General features: G+C 72.2%; 10 protein-coding genes. 7 read left to right on the plus strand and 3 right to left on the minus strand.

Features of this window, described 5'->3' with window-relative positions; translation table 11 throughout:
* Window positions 1-88 precede the first annotated feature (88 nt).
* The 6 genes from ACFOPH_RS04195 to ACFOPH_RS04220 all read left to right on the plus strand — a co-directional run bounded on the left by ACFOPH_RS04195 (window position 89) and on the right by ACFOPH_RS04220 (window position 8,724).
* On the plus strand, window positions 89-1,408 hold the full coding sequence (locus tag ACFOPH_RS04195; RefSeq protein ID WP_379733729.1) for a hypothetical protein: 1,320 nt from the start codon (window positions 89-91) through the stop codon (window positions 1,406-1,408).
* Window positions 1,405-1,959: a hypothetical protein gene (locus ACFOPH_RS04200; protein WP_379733731.1), complete on the plus strand. Its 555-nt coding sequence runs from the start codon at window positions 1,405-1,407 to the stop codon at window positions 1,957-1,959. The genes ACFOPH_RS04195 and ACFOPH_RS04200 overlap by 4 nt, the downstream gene beginning before the upstream one ends.
* A gap of 2 nt (window positions 1,960-1,961) precedes the next feature.
* Entirely contained in the window at window positions 1,962-3,065 is a 1,104-nt protein-coding gene (locus tag ACFOPH_RS04205; protein WP_379733733.1) for a hypothetical protein, read from the plus strand.
* Window positions 3,062-4,078: a hypothetical protein gene (locus ACFOPH_RS04210; protein ID WP_312554273.1), complete on the plus strand. Its 1,017-nt coding sequence runs from the start codon at window positions 3,062-3,064 to the stop codon at window positions 4,076-4,078. Before ACFOPH_RS04205 ends, ACFOPH_RS04210 begins: the two co-directional genes overlap by 4 nt.
* Before the next feature lie 80 nt (window positions 4,079-4,158).
* Window positions 4,159-6,360: a hypothetical protein gene (locus ACFOPH_RS04215; protein ID WP_379733735.1), complete on the plus strand. Its 2,202-nt coding sequence runs from the start codon at window positions 4,159-4,161 to the stop codon at window positions 6,358-6,360.
* A gap of 6 nt (window positions 6,361-6,366) precedes the next feature.
* On the plus strand, window positions 6,367-8,724 hold the full coding sequence (locus ACFOPH_RS04220) for an SUMF1/EgtB/PvdO family nonheme iron enzyme (RefSeq protein WP_379733737.1): 2,358 nt from the start codon (window positions 6,367-6,369) through the stop codon (window positions 8,722-8,724).
* A 374-nt stretch (window positions 8,725-9,098) separates the two neighbouring features.
* Here the strand turns inward: ACFOPH_RS04220 and ACFOPH_RS04225 are convergent, their stop codons facing one another.
* Together ACFOPH_RS04225 and ACFOPH_RS04230 are read right to left on the minus strand one after the other, a co-directional pair.
* Window positions 9,099-10,568, minus strand: coding sequence for an FHA domain-containing protein (locus ACFOPH_RS04225; RefSeq protein WP_379733739.1), 1,470 nt, complete (start codon window positions 10,566-10,568; stop codon window positions 9,099-9,101).
* Window positions 10,569-10,675: 107 nt separating this feature from the next.
* Entirely contained in the window at window positions 10,676-11,629 is a 954-nt protein-coding gene (locus ACFOPH_RS04230; protein ID WP_379733741.1) for a PP2C family protein-serine/threonine phosphatase, read from the minus strand.
* 125 nt (window positions 11,630-11,754) lie between these two features.
* Between ACFOPH_RS04230 and ACFOPH_RS04235 the strand changes: the two genes are divergently transcribed.
* Window positions 11,755-12,213, plus strand: a complete 459-nt coding sequence (locus ACFOPH_RS04235; RefSeq protein WP_379733743.1) for a GNAT family N-acetyltransferase — start codon at window positions 11,755-11,757, stop codon at window positions 12,211-12,213.
* An 8-nt stretch (window positions 12,214-12,221) separates the two neighbouring features.
* Here ACFOPH_RS04235 and ACFOPH_RS04240 read toward each other — a convergent pair whose 3' ends face one another.
* A complete protein-coding gene (locus ACFOPH_RS04240) occupies window positions 12,222-12,665 on the minus strand; it encodes an SH3 domain-containing protein (RefSeq protein WP_379733745.1) in 444 nt (147 codons plus the stop codon).
* Window positions 12,666-12,669 lie beyond the last annotated feature (4 nt).

The raw sequence follows: 12,669 nt of genomic DNA on the forward strand, positions 1-12,669 counted from the left end.
CCTTGTTTTTGTGTTTCTGTGGCATGATTTGCAAAGTCCGTTATCTGGCGGACATGTTACGAATTTGCCATTCGCTCAAGAGGAAGGTATGCGTTTGCCGGGAACCCGGTACCAGGAGCCTGGTTGGGAACAGGTGCGCAAGCTGCTGGGCGCCTGCTCGCTGGAGGTCTTCGCGCAGTGCGATCCGGCCGAGCTGATCGCGCCGGCGCCATCTGCCGGGAGCCTCGCCCTGTACGTCGACCTGCTGGCCGAGCGCCTGCATGCGGCCGCACGCACGCTGCGTTTCCAGGCCGGCGGCAACGCCTATGGCGACACGGTGGGCGAACTGGCCCTGATGCTGGTCTACGAACTGGCCGCGCGGCCGGGCGACTGGGAGGCCTTGCGCACGGCGCTGGCCGCCGAGCATGTGCGCGCGCCGCTGTTCTGGCGCCAGGGCGGCGGCGAAGCGCTGCTGCGCAAGAAGGTGAACGACATGTTCGCCGTCCTGCGCGACAAGGTCGATGCCGACAACTACCAGGCGGCCTGCGGCCGGCCCTGCAGCCCGAACCGCATCTATGCCTACCGCATGCTCGATACCGCCTACGGCGAGCTGGCGCGCCTGTTCGCCGGCTGGCGCGAACACGCGGCCCAGGTCGGGGCGATCCTGGGGCGGCCGGTCGAGGCCACGATCCCGATCGAGGTGCGCCAGATGCGATCGATCGCCGGCTGCCGTCCCGAGTGGATCATGCGCTGGAGCGAGACCCTGGAGCGCTTCACCGGTGCGCCGGGGCCGCTGCATACCCGCTCCAAGCGCTTCGAGAGCCTGAAGAACAGCCCGCAGAAGATCGGCGAGATGCTGGCCGAGATCGGCGAATACGAGACGCTCTCGAGCAACCGCGACCAGGACTGGCTGCATGACCAGGATGCCGCCGGCGCCTGGCTGGAAGACTACTGGCGCGTGCTCGACGAGTCCGCGCAGGGCGCGACGCCGGGGCCTGACCTGATCCTGGAAGCGCGCCAGGACGAACTCGATGCCGCCTCCGATGCCGCCTCCGATGCGGCATCGGAGGCGCCGCCGGACGGGGCGCCGCCGGCCGGGGACGACCCCGTGCAGGCGCAGCGGGCGGCGGCGGTTTCACTGCCCCCCGGCTTCATGCAGGCGGCGCGCGCCGAAGAAGACCCGGGCGGGCCGGTCGGTCGCCTGCTTGCGCAGGACTCGCTGCCGGTGCGGCTGGCGGTTTACCTGAAGCTGCTCGGCGGCGAAGACGACAGCTATCCCGATGCCTGGCGCGACCCCGGCACCGGGGCGCTGCCGACCATGCAGCAGCTGGCCGGATTGGACGGGGTCTCGCTGCCGACGCTGCGCAAGCGGCGCGACGCGGCGATCGCGCGCCTCGAAGGCGGCACCATGAACGGGAGGATGATGTGAAGACGACGAGCGATATCGGGCGCAGGCTGCAGGAGCGCCTGGTGCTGGGCCGGCGCGTGGAGGGCGACCGCCTGGTGCTGGCCGACGACGTGCTGCTGGCCGCGCTGGACGGCAGCCGTCCGCTGACCGCGGGCGAACGCGCGGCGCTGCAGGCTTCGCCGCTGACGGCGCGCCGCCTGCGCACGCTGGCGCTGGCGCGGCGCGGCGCGGCCAATGACGAACAGTGGCGGGCCAGCGGCGGCATGCTGCGCGCGGCCGATAGCGGCGCCCGGCTGGCGCAGCTGGTCACCGACGACGGTTGCTGGCGCCTGCATTTCCTCGATGGCGCCGGCGGGTCGCGCGTGATCCTGCAACTCGCACCCGAGGCGCCGTTCGCGGCGCGCCTGCTGCGCGAGGGGACGCTGCTGCGCGTGCTCGACGGCGCCGGCAACGAGGTGCTGCAAGGCCGGCTGGATCCGGACGGCGAATGCGAAGGCGCCTGGCCGTTTGCGGATGCGCCGTTCGAACACTTCCAGCGCCAGGGCGCGGCCTTTTCGGTGCTGCGGGGCTGACGATGTTCGAGCTGTTCAAGCGCATGGCGCGCGCGCCCGCCTTCGACGCGGCAGGGCTGGGCCAGGACGTGCTGGCGCGGCCGATCGGCGCCGGCTGCGTGCTGCCGCCGTCCACCGTGGGCCTCGCGGTCGACCGCGCCGGCCACACGCGCCGCATCAGCGCCGGCGGGCGGCTGAGCCTGATCGAAGGCGAGCAGGGCTGGTGCTTCCATCCCGGCCCTTACGGCTGCGACCTGCTGCCCTTCGCCCAGGCGCCCGAGATCGGCCTGCGCGTGCATTTCGCCATCGACAGCCTCGATCCGCGCCTGACCCAGCAACGTTTCGACCTGTTCCTTGCCAGCGAAGGGGAGGGCGAACTGCGTTTGAGCGAGCTCGCCGCGCGCGTCGAGGATGCGCTGCAGCGCGAACTGGCCCAGGGCAACCTCGAGCTGCCGCCCTGCACCACGCTGGACGAGTGGAACGCCTTCCGCGCCGGCTTCAACCAGCTGCTCTACACCCGCTTCGGGCTGACAGTGGACGACTGCGTGCCGGTCGACCTGGGCGGCAGCCGCGATTACGCGGCTGCGCTGCGCGCACGCGTGCCGGCCACGGACGAGCCGTATATCGGGACGGCAGCGGCCATACCGACCATCTCGGCCATATCGACCATATCGGCCGCTCGGGCGCCTGCTGCTGGCGGAACAGCGCCTGCCGCCTTCGACCCCGCCGGCGCGGATGCGCGCGCGCTGCGCCGCCTTTTCCTCGAACTGCCCTGCGCAATGTGCCGGTTGCGCCTCGCCGCGCTGCCGAGCGGGCAGGCGCTGTTCCGCCAGCAGCAGGCGCTGCTGCAACGGCTCGACCTGGCCTGCCTGGCGGCGGCCAGCATGCCGGCATTGGCACTGGCTGCGCCGGGCCAGCCGCTGGCCGTCGACCAGCAGGTGCGGCGCGCCCGCCACAGCCTGCGCGCGGCCGCCGCCCTGGACGAGGCCTGGGCCCTGCTGGCGCGGCTGGAGCGCGCCGAAGACGAAGGCCTGGCGTGCCTGCTCGACGAAGCCGACCGCATCGTCGCCAACCTCGAACGCGAACTCGCGGACCGCAAGCTGGTCGTGCCCGGGGAGGAGCCATGAGCGCGGGTACCGGCAAGCTGCTTGACGCGGCCAGCTGCCGCAGCCTGCTGGCCGACGGCAGCGTGGTGACCGTCACCGCCACGCGCCGGCCGCGCGGCGGACGCGCCGAGGTCAAGTGCAGCGCGCCCGGCGCGCCCGCCATCGCGGCGCGCATGCAGCAGGTGGCGCGCCTGGCCCGCCACACCGAAGCGCGCTACGACAGCCGCGACCAGGTGGTGATCAGCATGGACCGCGCCCCCGGCGCGCACGAGCGCGACTGGGAACTGGCGGTGGTACTGGCCGACCGCATGGTGCGCGGCCTGCTGGCGTTCGGCGCGCCGCCGCTGGCGCTGGGCTGGTCGGAACAATGGCAAAGCGGACGCATCGACGGCCACGACAATCGCAACCCGCCGCTGGAGGCGCTGCTGGGCGGTGCGCAGCAGCTGCGGCACCTGGGCGCATTGTCGGGCCAGCCCGATGCGGCGGGCGCGGTGTCGAGCGCGCGCGCCTGGTTTCCGCTGCACAGCGGCGGCATCAACGACAGCCTGTGCTGGGTCGAGGTCAGCGTGTATCCATTGGACCCGGATGTTCCTCCGGACGAGGACGCGGTCGCCGCGCCCGGCCTGGACAGCGCCGGCCAGCTGGCGCTGCGCCAGGCCCTGGCCGGTGCCCGCCATTTCGACGCCGAGGCCCGTCCGCGCTGGCGCACCACGGTGCGCTTCGGCCAGGATCATTTGCACGGCAACTCCTGGGAGTTGGCCCTGGTGCTGGCCGACCGCCTGGCGCGCGGGCGCGAGTTCGTGCCGCGCGGGCGCATCATCGCCAGCGGGGCATCGCGCGCCTGGCATGCAGGCCAGGTCGAGGCGGTGGAAGGCCTGGGGCCGAAGTGCGCGCTGATCGAACGCGAGGCCGGGCCCGGCGACCGCGTGCTGCTGCCGCGCGCCTGGGAAGGCGGGTTGCCGCCCGGCCTGCGCGATGCGCTGCGGGCGAAGGGCGCGAGCCTGGCCCTGGTCGAGCGGATCGGCATCATTTGAATACCTTGCCTGCGCAAGGTCCACATGCCCGCGGCTGCTAGAATCGCCGGGGCGGTTTTACCTGAGGATGGAGTCGGATCATGGTCCAGATGTTCGGTTTTGGCGGCAGCCGCTGCCCGCGCTGCGAGCACAAGAATGCGGGCGGCGCCGGCTATTGCGCGGCCTGCGGGATCACCCTCGGCGCGCCGCGCAGCAAACCGATGCTGGTCGAGAACCGCTGGGTCGCCGGACCCGACGAGCTGGCCGTGTTCTTCGGGGTGAACGCGCTGTCCGGCCTGTTCGTGAAGACCCTGCGCGTGCCGGCCACCGCGCGCGCCTACATCCTGCAGGGCGACCAGGCCACCGAGGTGCCGCAAGGCGAATACGAGATCGAAGGCTTCTTCACGCGCCTGAACCACCTGCTGCGCGACCAGCACGCCGAAATTTTGATCACCCGCACCGCCGCGTTGCCGGTCGAATTCGCTTTCGACGACCTGGAGACGGTCGAGCACCTGGTGGTGGCGGCGCGTTTTGCCGTCAGCCTGCGCGTCGAGAACGTGCCGGCCTTTGCGCGCCACTTCATGACCATGCCCGGGGTCGTGGGCAGCGCCCAGCTGCGCGAACTCCTGGCGCCGGCGGTGCGCCAGCTGGCGGCGGAATTCGTCGGTGCGCAATCGCTGCGCGAGATGGCCGCCAACCGCGAACTGCGCGCCGAGTTCGACGAGCGCCTGCAGGGCGCGCTGCGCCTGCTGCTGGCCGGTTATGGCCTGGGCGTGGCCGGGGTCGAGACCCTGGCCCTGCGCCACGACAAGTTCGACGCCAACCGCGCGCGCATCGGCACGCTGTGGCTGGCGGCCGACGAGCGCCGGGTGCAGATGGAGCATGCGCGCCAGCTCGACGAGCTCTACGACGAACAGGAATGGCAGCGCATCCGGCGCGAGGAACACGAGGCCCGGCTGCGCTTGCGCCGGCTCGAGCTGCGCCAGGGCGAGGCCCTGGACCGTGCCGAGCTGACTCTCGGTAATGCCGAGCGCGCCCATGCGATCCGCGCGCGCGAGATCGACCTGTATGCGCGGGTGGCGGAAGCGAAGTCGCGCCGCGAGGCGATCGCGCGCGGCGCCGGCGAAGTGCTGGCCGAGCTGGAACACGATTTTGCGAAGAAGCGCGGCGAACGCGCCGGCGAAGAAGCCGAGTGGAAGCAGCTCCAGGCCCTGGCCAATATCCGCATGCGCGGCGCGCTCGAGGTGGCGCAGCAGGAAGCGCTGGGCGCGCGCCAGCTGGCGCAGCAGCGCCTGTCCCAGCAACTGCTGCTGCAGCAGATCCGCAACAAGGTCGAACAGGCCAGGGAGATCGAGGATGCCTCGCGCCAGCGCGCGGAGCTGGCGCGCCTGCGCGCCGCCGAGGAGCTGGCCGCGCGGCGCGCCCTGGCGCTTGACGAGGAAGAACAAGCGGCGCAGCTGGCGCTGCTGGGGCTGGCGAATGCGGCGCGCCGCCGCGCCCTCGAGCGCGAACAGGACTGGGAAGCGCTGGCCGGGCAGCAGCGCCTGCGCGAACTGCAGCGCGCCGAAAGCATGGAAGCCGAGCGCGTGCAGCAGAAGATCGATGCCTTGAAGCGCGAGGGCGGCCAGCAGGAGTCGCTTGCCCAACACGAGAAGCTGCTGCGCACGATCGAGGCCGAGCACCGCCAGGCGCAGCGGGCGAAGGAAGTCGAGCTGATGGCCGAGGAGCGCCAGCATGCGCTGCGCCGCGCCGAGCAGGAAGCGCAGTGGCAGCAGGAGCTGCGCCGCCTCGGCCACGAGCGCGCCGAGCGCGCGGCCCAGCTGGAGCACGCGCTGGAACTGGCGCGCGTCGAGATCGCGCGCGCCGAAGCGATCGGCCGCCTGGACGACAGCGCCAAGCTGGCCGTGGCCGCCGCGCCGAATGCGGCGGCGCTGGCCGACTACATGAAGACCAGGGTGCACGCGACCATGGACGCCGGCCAGCTGGCGGCGCTGGCCGGCGTGGTGGCCGCCGGCGGCGCGCTCAGTGCGCAGGAAGCGGCGCGCCTGGCGCAGGAGGCGGCCGAGCGCGAGCGGATGCGCCGCGACCTGGAAGTCGACAAGGACCGGCGCCACCAGGTCGACCTGCTCACCCTGCAGAACGAGGTGAACGCGGCTGCCCTCGGCGCCCAGGCCCGGGTCGCGGGCAGCATCGCTGCGGCCGTGGCGGGCGTGGCGGTCGAGGAGAAACGCTGCGTCCAGGGGCATCCGGCGCGCGCGGGCGACCGTTTCTGCGCCAGTTGCGGCGCAGCCCTGCAGGACTGAGCGGCGATGCAGACTGCCATCGACAAGATCCGCGAGCTGCGCGCGCTGCACGATGACGGCATCCTGAGCCGCCAGGAATTCGACCAGCGCAAGAACGCGATCCTCGATGCCGCGTATGCCTTGCCGCCGGATGCCGCTGCGCCCGCGCGCGGCACCGAGCTGGGCCTGATGCAGGGCCAGCTCGTCGGCCCGGCCAACCGGCGCTACCGCCTGGAGCGCCTGATCGGGCACGGCGGCATGGGCCAGGTCTGGCAGGCGACCGACCTGGCCACCCATGCGGAACTGGGCCACAGCGCCCAGGTCGCGCTGAAGATCCTGTCGCCGGAGCTGACCGCGGGCGCCAGCCACGCCAAACTGCTGGTGCAGGAAGCGACGCGTGCGCGGCGCCTGGCGCACGAACACATCGTGCGCGTCTACGACTGGGCGCAGGACCCGGCCACGTCCAGCTATTTCGTGATCATGGAGCACCTGGAGGGCGAAGACCTCGACGCCCTGCTGGCGCGCGAAGGCACGCTGCCGCTGGCGCGCGCCCTGGCCCTGCTGGCGCCAGTCGGCGCGGCGCTCGACTATGCCTGGGAGCGGCACCGCCTGGTGCACCGCGACATCAAGCCGGCCAACGTCTTCGTCACGCAGCGCGGCGACGTCAAGCTGCTCGACTTCGGCATCGCGGCGCGCGCACGCAAGGGCACCGCTTCGCCGCTCGAAGCGCCGGGCGCGTCGGGCACGCCGGGTTACCGGGCGCCGGAAACGCTGGCGGCCGACCTGGTGCCGGCGCGCACGCTCGACGTGTACGCGGTGGCGGCGATGATCCACCGGATGGTGGCGGGAAGCCTGCCGCCGCTTGAACCCGCGACGGCAGCGCGGCCCGCCGTGCTGGACGATGCACAATGGCAGGTCTTGTGCGGCGCGCTGGCGCGGGACCCGGCGCTGCGGCCGGACAGCGTGCCGGCGTTGCTGGCGCGGCTGGAAGCTGCCCAGGATCGCCCGGCTGCGGTGGCCGCCGAGGCGCTCGTCCAGGACGCAGGACCGGAGGCGGCGCGCATCGAGCCCGCGCCGTCCGTGCTGCAGGCCGTCGCGGTGGAGGAGACGGTGGCGGTGGATGCCGCCACATCCGCCGTCGCGGACCAGGCATCGGAACCGCCACCGCCGGCGCAGCCCCCACGCGAACCGGGCGAACCGAGCGAACGTGCACGTGCCGAGGCCGCCGCCGCGGTGGCGGCCCAGGCCCAGGCCGAGGCCGAGCGCCAGCGCCGCGAACGCCAGCGGCGCGAACGCCGAGAGCTTGAAGAAGCGCGGCGCCTGCGCCGCGAAGCCTTGCGCGAACAACTGCGCGTGCGCCAGGCGGACGAGGTCGCGAAGGCGCGCCAGGCCCAGGAGGAAGCCCAGCGCAAGGTGCTACAGGCCAGGGCCGCGGCGGCCTACCTGGCCGAGCAGGAGCGCGCGCGGACGAAGGCGGCGGCGCCCGTTGCAGCGGATGCGGATGCGGCCGCGGCCGCGCCGGCCGCCGAGTCCAGACCCGCGATCGCACCGATCCTGCTGCGCGACCGCTTCCTCGACGGCAGCGCCGAAGGACCCGAACTGGTGGTGCTGCGCGCCGGGCGCTTCCAGATGGGATCGCCCGAGCACGAGCGCCGGATCGCGATGGCGGCCGGGGCGCAGAAGAACTGGCTGGCGCGCGAGACGCCGCAGCATTGGGTCGGTATCGCGCGCCCATTCGCACTGGGCCGCTATCCGGTCACGGTCGGCGAATGGCGCCGCTTCGTGGAAGCGACCGGCTGGCAGCCGGACGGCGAGGTCGACTGGGCGGCGCCCGGCTTTCCGCAGACCGACGCCCATCCGGTGGTCGGCGTCAGCTGGTGCGATGCCCAGCGCTACCTGGCCTGGTTGTCGGCATCCACCGGCCAGCGCTACCGCTTGCCGAGCGAAGCCGAGTGGGAGTACGCCTGCCGCGCCGGCACCAAGACTGCCTTCAGCTTCGGCGACGGCATCCACACCGACCTGGCCAACTACGATGGCAATTTCACATACAACGGCGGCGCGCGCGGCGAATACCGGCGCGGCACGACGCCGGTCACGCAATTCCCGCCGAATCCCTGGGGCCTGCACGACATGCACGGCAACGTCTGGGAGTGGGTGCAGGACGTGATGCACGACAGCTACGAAGGCGCGCCGCTCGACGGCAGCGCCTGGGAAGAAGGCGGCGAGCGCGCGCGCCGCATCCTGCGCGGCGGCTCCTGGCTGTACAACCCGCGCTACCTGCGCTCGGCGCTGCGCAACGGTTTCTCGGCCGTGATGTCGAACGACATCGTCGGTTTTCGCGTCGCGCGCGAGCTGCCGACGGGCGAGCCGGAAGAACTTTCCTGAGGACGATAGCCTGTGGGCTAGCGTGCGCCGTGCGGCAGCGCCTGGAGTAGCCTAGGCCTTTCGAAACGGGTTTTTCATTCCGTACGAAAGGACACGTCATGAACGTTCCGGAACATCTGCGGATCCCGCTGATCGTCTTCGGACTGCAGGCGGCGCTGCTGGCCGGGATCGGACTGATTTTCCTGGTCTTGCTGCCCCTCGGACACTAGTAGGGTGGGCGGCTCCAGCTGTTGGTTCGCGTCGCCGCGGCCGCTGCGCCGCCCACGCGTTCAGGCGGCGGTCGCACAGCCGTCGCGTGGTGATCGAACGTGGTTTGGACGCGTGGGCGGCGTTACCGCATCGGTTCGTCGCCGGTGCGGGTGGAGCCGCCCACCCTACGTGAGCTGGCCATGAGCTGGGCTCGCTACCGGTGCCGCTTGCCCATCGCGCTCTTCGGGATACGCCCGCGCAGAAAAGCGCGCCCCGCGCGGCCAGCCGGGCAGGCGCTCGAGGGCGGAGGCCGGCGTCAGCGGCGTTTCCAGCCCGCTGGCCGGGTCGGCATGCCAGAAGCCGCCGTCGCGGTGGAACAGCAGCGGCAGGCCGAGCGCGGCCATGCGCGGCGCGAACGCGGCGTCGCGCTCGGGATCGAGGATGTAGAAGGCCTCGTGCCCCATGCCGGCGTCGAGGCGGTGCAGCAGGACGGCGTTCGGCAGCACCGCCGTCACTTCCAGCACGGCGATGCCGGGAATGCTGGCCGTCAGTTCGATGCGCATGCCCGGGCGCAGCGGGACGTCCACGTGCTTGCCGGGCCAGGCGCCGTCCACCAGCAAGCCGTAGCGCGAGACGTCCTCGATCTCGAATCCGGCGCGGCCGCGCCGGACCAGGGCGTGGCGTGCCGACAGGCGCCGCGTCAGGCCATCCGGCGTGGGGCCGGAGTCCAGGTGGTGCATCAGGCGGATGTCGGCCTCGCCGTCGTGGCGGCCGAGCACGCATTCGTCGAGTGCGAACAGACGCAGCCGGCGCGCGGGTGCGTCGGCCGCGTTCGACCCCGCGGCGAATTCCAGGCAGGCGCTGCTCGCCGGGCAGGGGTGGGCGACCGCCTGCGCGGGCAGGTCGACCTCGAGCAGGTCCTCGTCCCAGGCGATGCTGGAAAAGCCGAGGTCGATCTTGCCGCCGCGGCCATCGAGATCGAGGTGGGCGATGCCGGCATTGCTGGCGGACACGTCGATGTCGACCCGGCCGCCGCCAGGGATGGCATCGACCCGGGCATTGACCCGCGCGATCGACGCGTCGTCGGCGCTGACGCGCACGTTCTTGTGGGTGGCGAGGAAGGTCTGGTGGATCTCGTGCAGGCTGGCGTCGAGGCGCGGCACCAGGATCAGCAGCGTCGCCCGCCAGGAGCGTGCCGGCCGGGCGCGGCTGTGCAGTTCCAGCTCGATGCGGTACTGGCCGTGTTCCAGGCCGCGCGAGGAAAATTCGAGGAACGCCGGCAGCCAGTCGCCGCGCAGGGTGCGGGTAAAAGAAAGCGGCCCACCATGCCGCTCGCCCTGCAGGCGCAGGCGCGAGCTCGCCAGCAGCGTCACCTGGGGCGCGCAGTCGGCCGGCATGCCGCGCAGTTCGAGCTTGAGCACCTGGCGCCCGCCGGCGGCGCGTGGGTCGAAACCGCTGACGTGCAGGCGGGGACGCTGCAACGCCGGCGCAGCGATCGGGGGCGACAGGGGTGCCGGGGCCGTGAGCGCTGCGGTCGCAGGCTCGGCCACGGCAGGCGTGGGCGTCGGTTGCGGGTGCCCGTGCGCGCAGGTCTCGTCCCCTGGCATCACCCAGACGGTGCAATGCGGATGCTCGGGATTGGCGCAACGGTTCATGGCAAGGACGGGCTCGGGGAACTGGGCAAGCTTACGCGTTTCGGCCCGGCCGTGGCGCGCGCATGGCAGGGTTAAAGTTGATTTAACGCACTATTTCCTATTCTAAATCAATTGCTTTCCGGCAGAGCGGTTTCGTCGCGGCGGGGTGTGCGCAGGCGCAGCACGATGGCGGTCAGGTTGTCCGGCTGCAGGCCGACCGGCGGGCGCGCTTCCATCTCGTCGAACAGCGCGTCGATGCCGGCGGCGGCATCGCCCCGGGCGAACAGGCGCGGCCAGCGCGCCACGAATTCGCGCGGATCGGCGCAGGACCAGAAGCCGTCGGTCGCCAGCAGGTAGGTCGCGCCCGGGCGCAGCGCGAGGGCGCGGCGGTCGGGCAGGGCGCGCAGCCAGGGCGGCAGGTTGTCGCCCGTGAGCGCGTACAGGCCGTCGTCCAGGCGCAGCGGATCGGCAAAGGTATTGCCCAGGATGAAGGCCTGGGCGATCTGCGGCCAGTGCTCGCCGTGCACCTGGCGCCGCCAGTCGGCCTCGCCGAGCAGGCCGCTTATGGCGTAGGCGGTGGCGGGAACGTGGTCGACCGTGAGCGGGTGCACCTGGCCGGCGCTGACCTCGACCAGGCGCGAATCGCCGGTGTGCCACAGCAGGGCCTGGCCGCCGGGCGCGATCTCGAGCAGGCTCAAGGTGGTGCCGGGGCGCGGCCCGGCTTCGCCAAGGGCGTCGAAGCGGCGCTGCAGGACGCCGTGCAGCGCTTCCAGGTGCTGCGAGAGGCTGGCGACGTCGGTACAGGCCGGGATCGCGAGCAGGCCGGCGGCGGCGGCTTCGGCCGCTTCGCGCCCGTGGCCGTGGCCGCCCATGCCGTCGAGGACGGCCAGGCGCACGTGACCGGGCGGCCAGCCGGGAATCCGGGTGTGTCGCGGCGCGCCGTCGACCAGCCAGGCGCCATTGCCGTGCGCATCGACGAGGACGCAGTTGTCCTGGTTCTCGGCGCGCTGCAGCGCGCCGGCGCCGATGCTGCTGCGCGCCGCGACGTCGAGGCCGGGGCCGAAATCGAGTCCTTCGAACATGCCGCGTGTCCCGTCCAGGCAAAGAGGTTGATCGAGGGGCCGAGGGGCCCGCTGCAAGCTGCTCATGGTGTGGCAACCATGGTAACTATGGTAACTTAGGGCTTTGGCAAAGTCCCGCACCCGTCATGCTGATCCGACCGCTCGAAGAAGCCGATCTCCCTGCCTGCGCCCGCCTGCTGCGCGATTGCGCCATCGAATTCATCGTCCACGAATCCACGCCGGAGGGAGCCGCGACCTTCTTGCGCGAGAACGACGAGGCGGGGCTGCGCGCCTACGTCCAGGGCGGCCACGTCTACCATGTGGCGCAGGACGGCGCCGCGCTGGCCGGTTTCGTCGCGGTGCGCACCGACAGCCACCTGTTCCACCTGTTCGTCGACAAGCGCTGGCACGGCCGCGGCCTGGCGCGCCAGTTGTGGAACGTCGCGCGCCGTGCGGCGATCGTGCGCGGCGGGCCGGGCAGTTTCACGGTCAATTCCTCGAACTATGCGGTGCCGGTCTACGAGGCCTTCGGCTTCGTGCGCATCGCGCCGACGCAGTGCGTGAAGGGCCTGTACTTCAACCCGATGCGCTATACGCCGATGTAAGTCCCGCATCAGCGCCTGGGCTCGTCCGCGCGGCGTAGCCACAGGCTGCTGGCCCAGCCTGTGTGGAGCGCGGCGCCGCTCTCGGCCTTGACTTCCCACCAGTCGCCGTCCTGGGCGCCGGTCGCGGTGACGACGGCGCCGGGCGGCAGGACCGCCAGGCGCGCGGCGTCGACGCCGGCCGCCGCGCGCAGGTTCAGCGCGTCGGCCACACGGTAGCTGACGCCCGCACGCGGGGCATCAGGCTGCGCGGCCAGCGGCGGCTGGGCGATGGCCGCCGGCGCCGTCCCCCACCAGAATGCCGTGCCGATGGCGCCGGTGCCGGCCACCAGCACGGCGAGGGCGCGCGCGTTCGGCCGGCGCCACCAGGTGCGCGGCGTCAGCCAGGCGGCCAGCGCCAGCGTCAGCACGAGTGCGGCGCCGTAGCAGGCCAGGACGATGAAGGCGTCCGACATGCCG

It is taken from the genome of Massilia haematophila (assembly GCF_042647645.1).
GTDB classification, from domain to species: domain Bacteria; phylum Pseudomonadota; class Gammaproteobacteria; order Burkholderiales; family Burkholderiaceae_D; genus Telluria; species Telluria haematophila.

What these genes read in the sequence shown, in the direction of transcription:
- ACFOPH_RS04240 (WP_379733745.1), bottom strand. Translation starts at nt 12,665, where the DNA reads ATGTCGGACGCCTTCATCGTCCTGGCCTGCTACGGCGCCGCACTCGTG.
- ACFOPH_RS04205 (WP_379733733.1), top strand. Translation starts at nt 1,962, where the DNA reads ATGTTCGAGCTGTTCAAGCGCATGGCGCGCGCGCCCGCCTTCGACGCG.
- ACFOPH_RS04225 (WP_379733739.1), bottom strand. Translation starts at nt 10,568, where the DNA reads ATGAACCGTTGCGCCAATCCCGAGCATCCGCATTGCACCGTCTGGGTG.
- ACFOPH_RS04230 (WP_379733741.1), bottom strand. Translation starts at nt 11,629, where the DNA reads ATGTTCGAAGGACTCGATTTCGGCCCCGGCCTCGACGTCGCGGCGCGC.
- ACFOPH_RS04220 (WP_379733737.1), top strand. Translation starts at nt 6,367, where the DNA reads ATGCAGACTGCCATCGACAAGATCCGCGAGCTGCGCGCGCTGCACGAT.
- ACFOPH_RS04215 (WP_379733735.1), top strand. Translation starts at nt 4,159, where the DNA reads ATGGTCCAGATGTTCGGTTTTGGCGGCAGCCGCTGCCCGCGCTGCGAG.
- ACFOPH_RS04210 (WP_312554273.1), top strand. Translation starts at nt 3,062, where the DNA reads ATGAGCGCGGGTACCGGCAAGCTGCTTGACGCGGCCAGCTGCCGCAGC.
- ACFOPH_RS04235 (WP_379733743.1), top strand. Translation starts at nt 11,755, where the DNA reads ATGCTGATCCGACCGCTCGAAGAAGCCGATCTCCCTGCCTGCGCCCGC.
- ACFOPH_RS04195 (WP_379733729.1), top strand. Translation starts at nt 89, where the DNA reads ATGCGTTTGCCGGGAACCCGGTACCAGGAGCCTGGTTGGGAACAGGTG.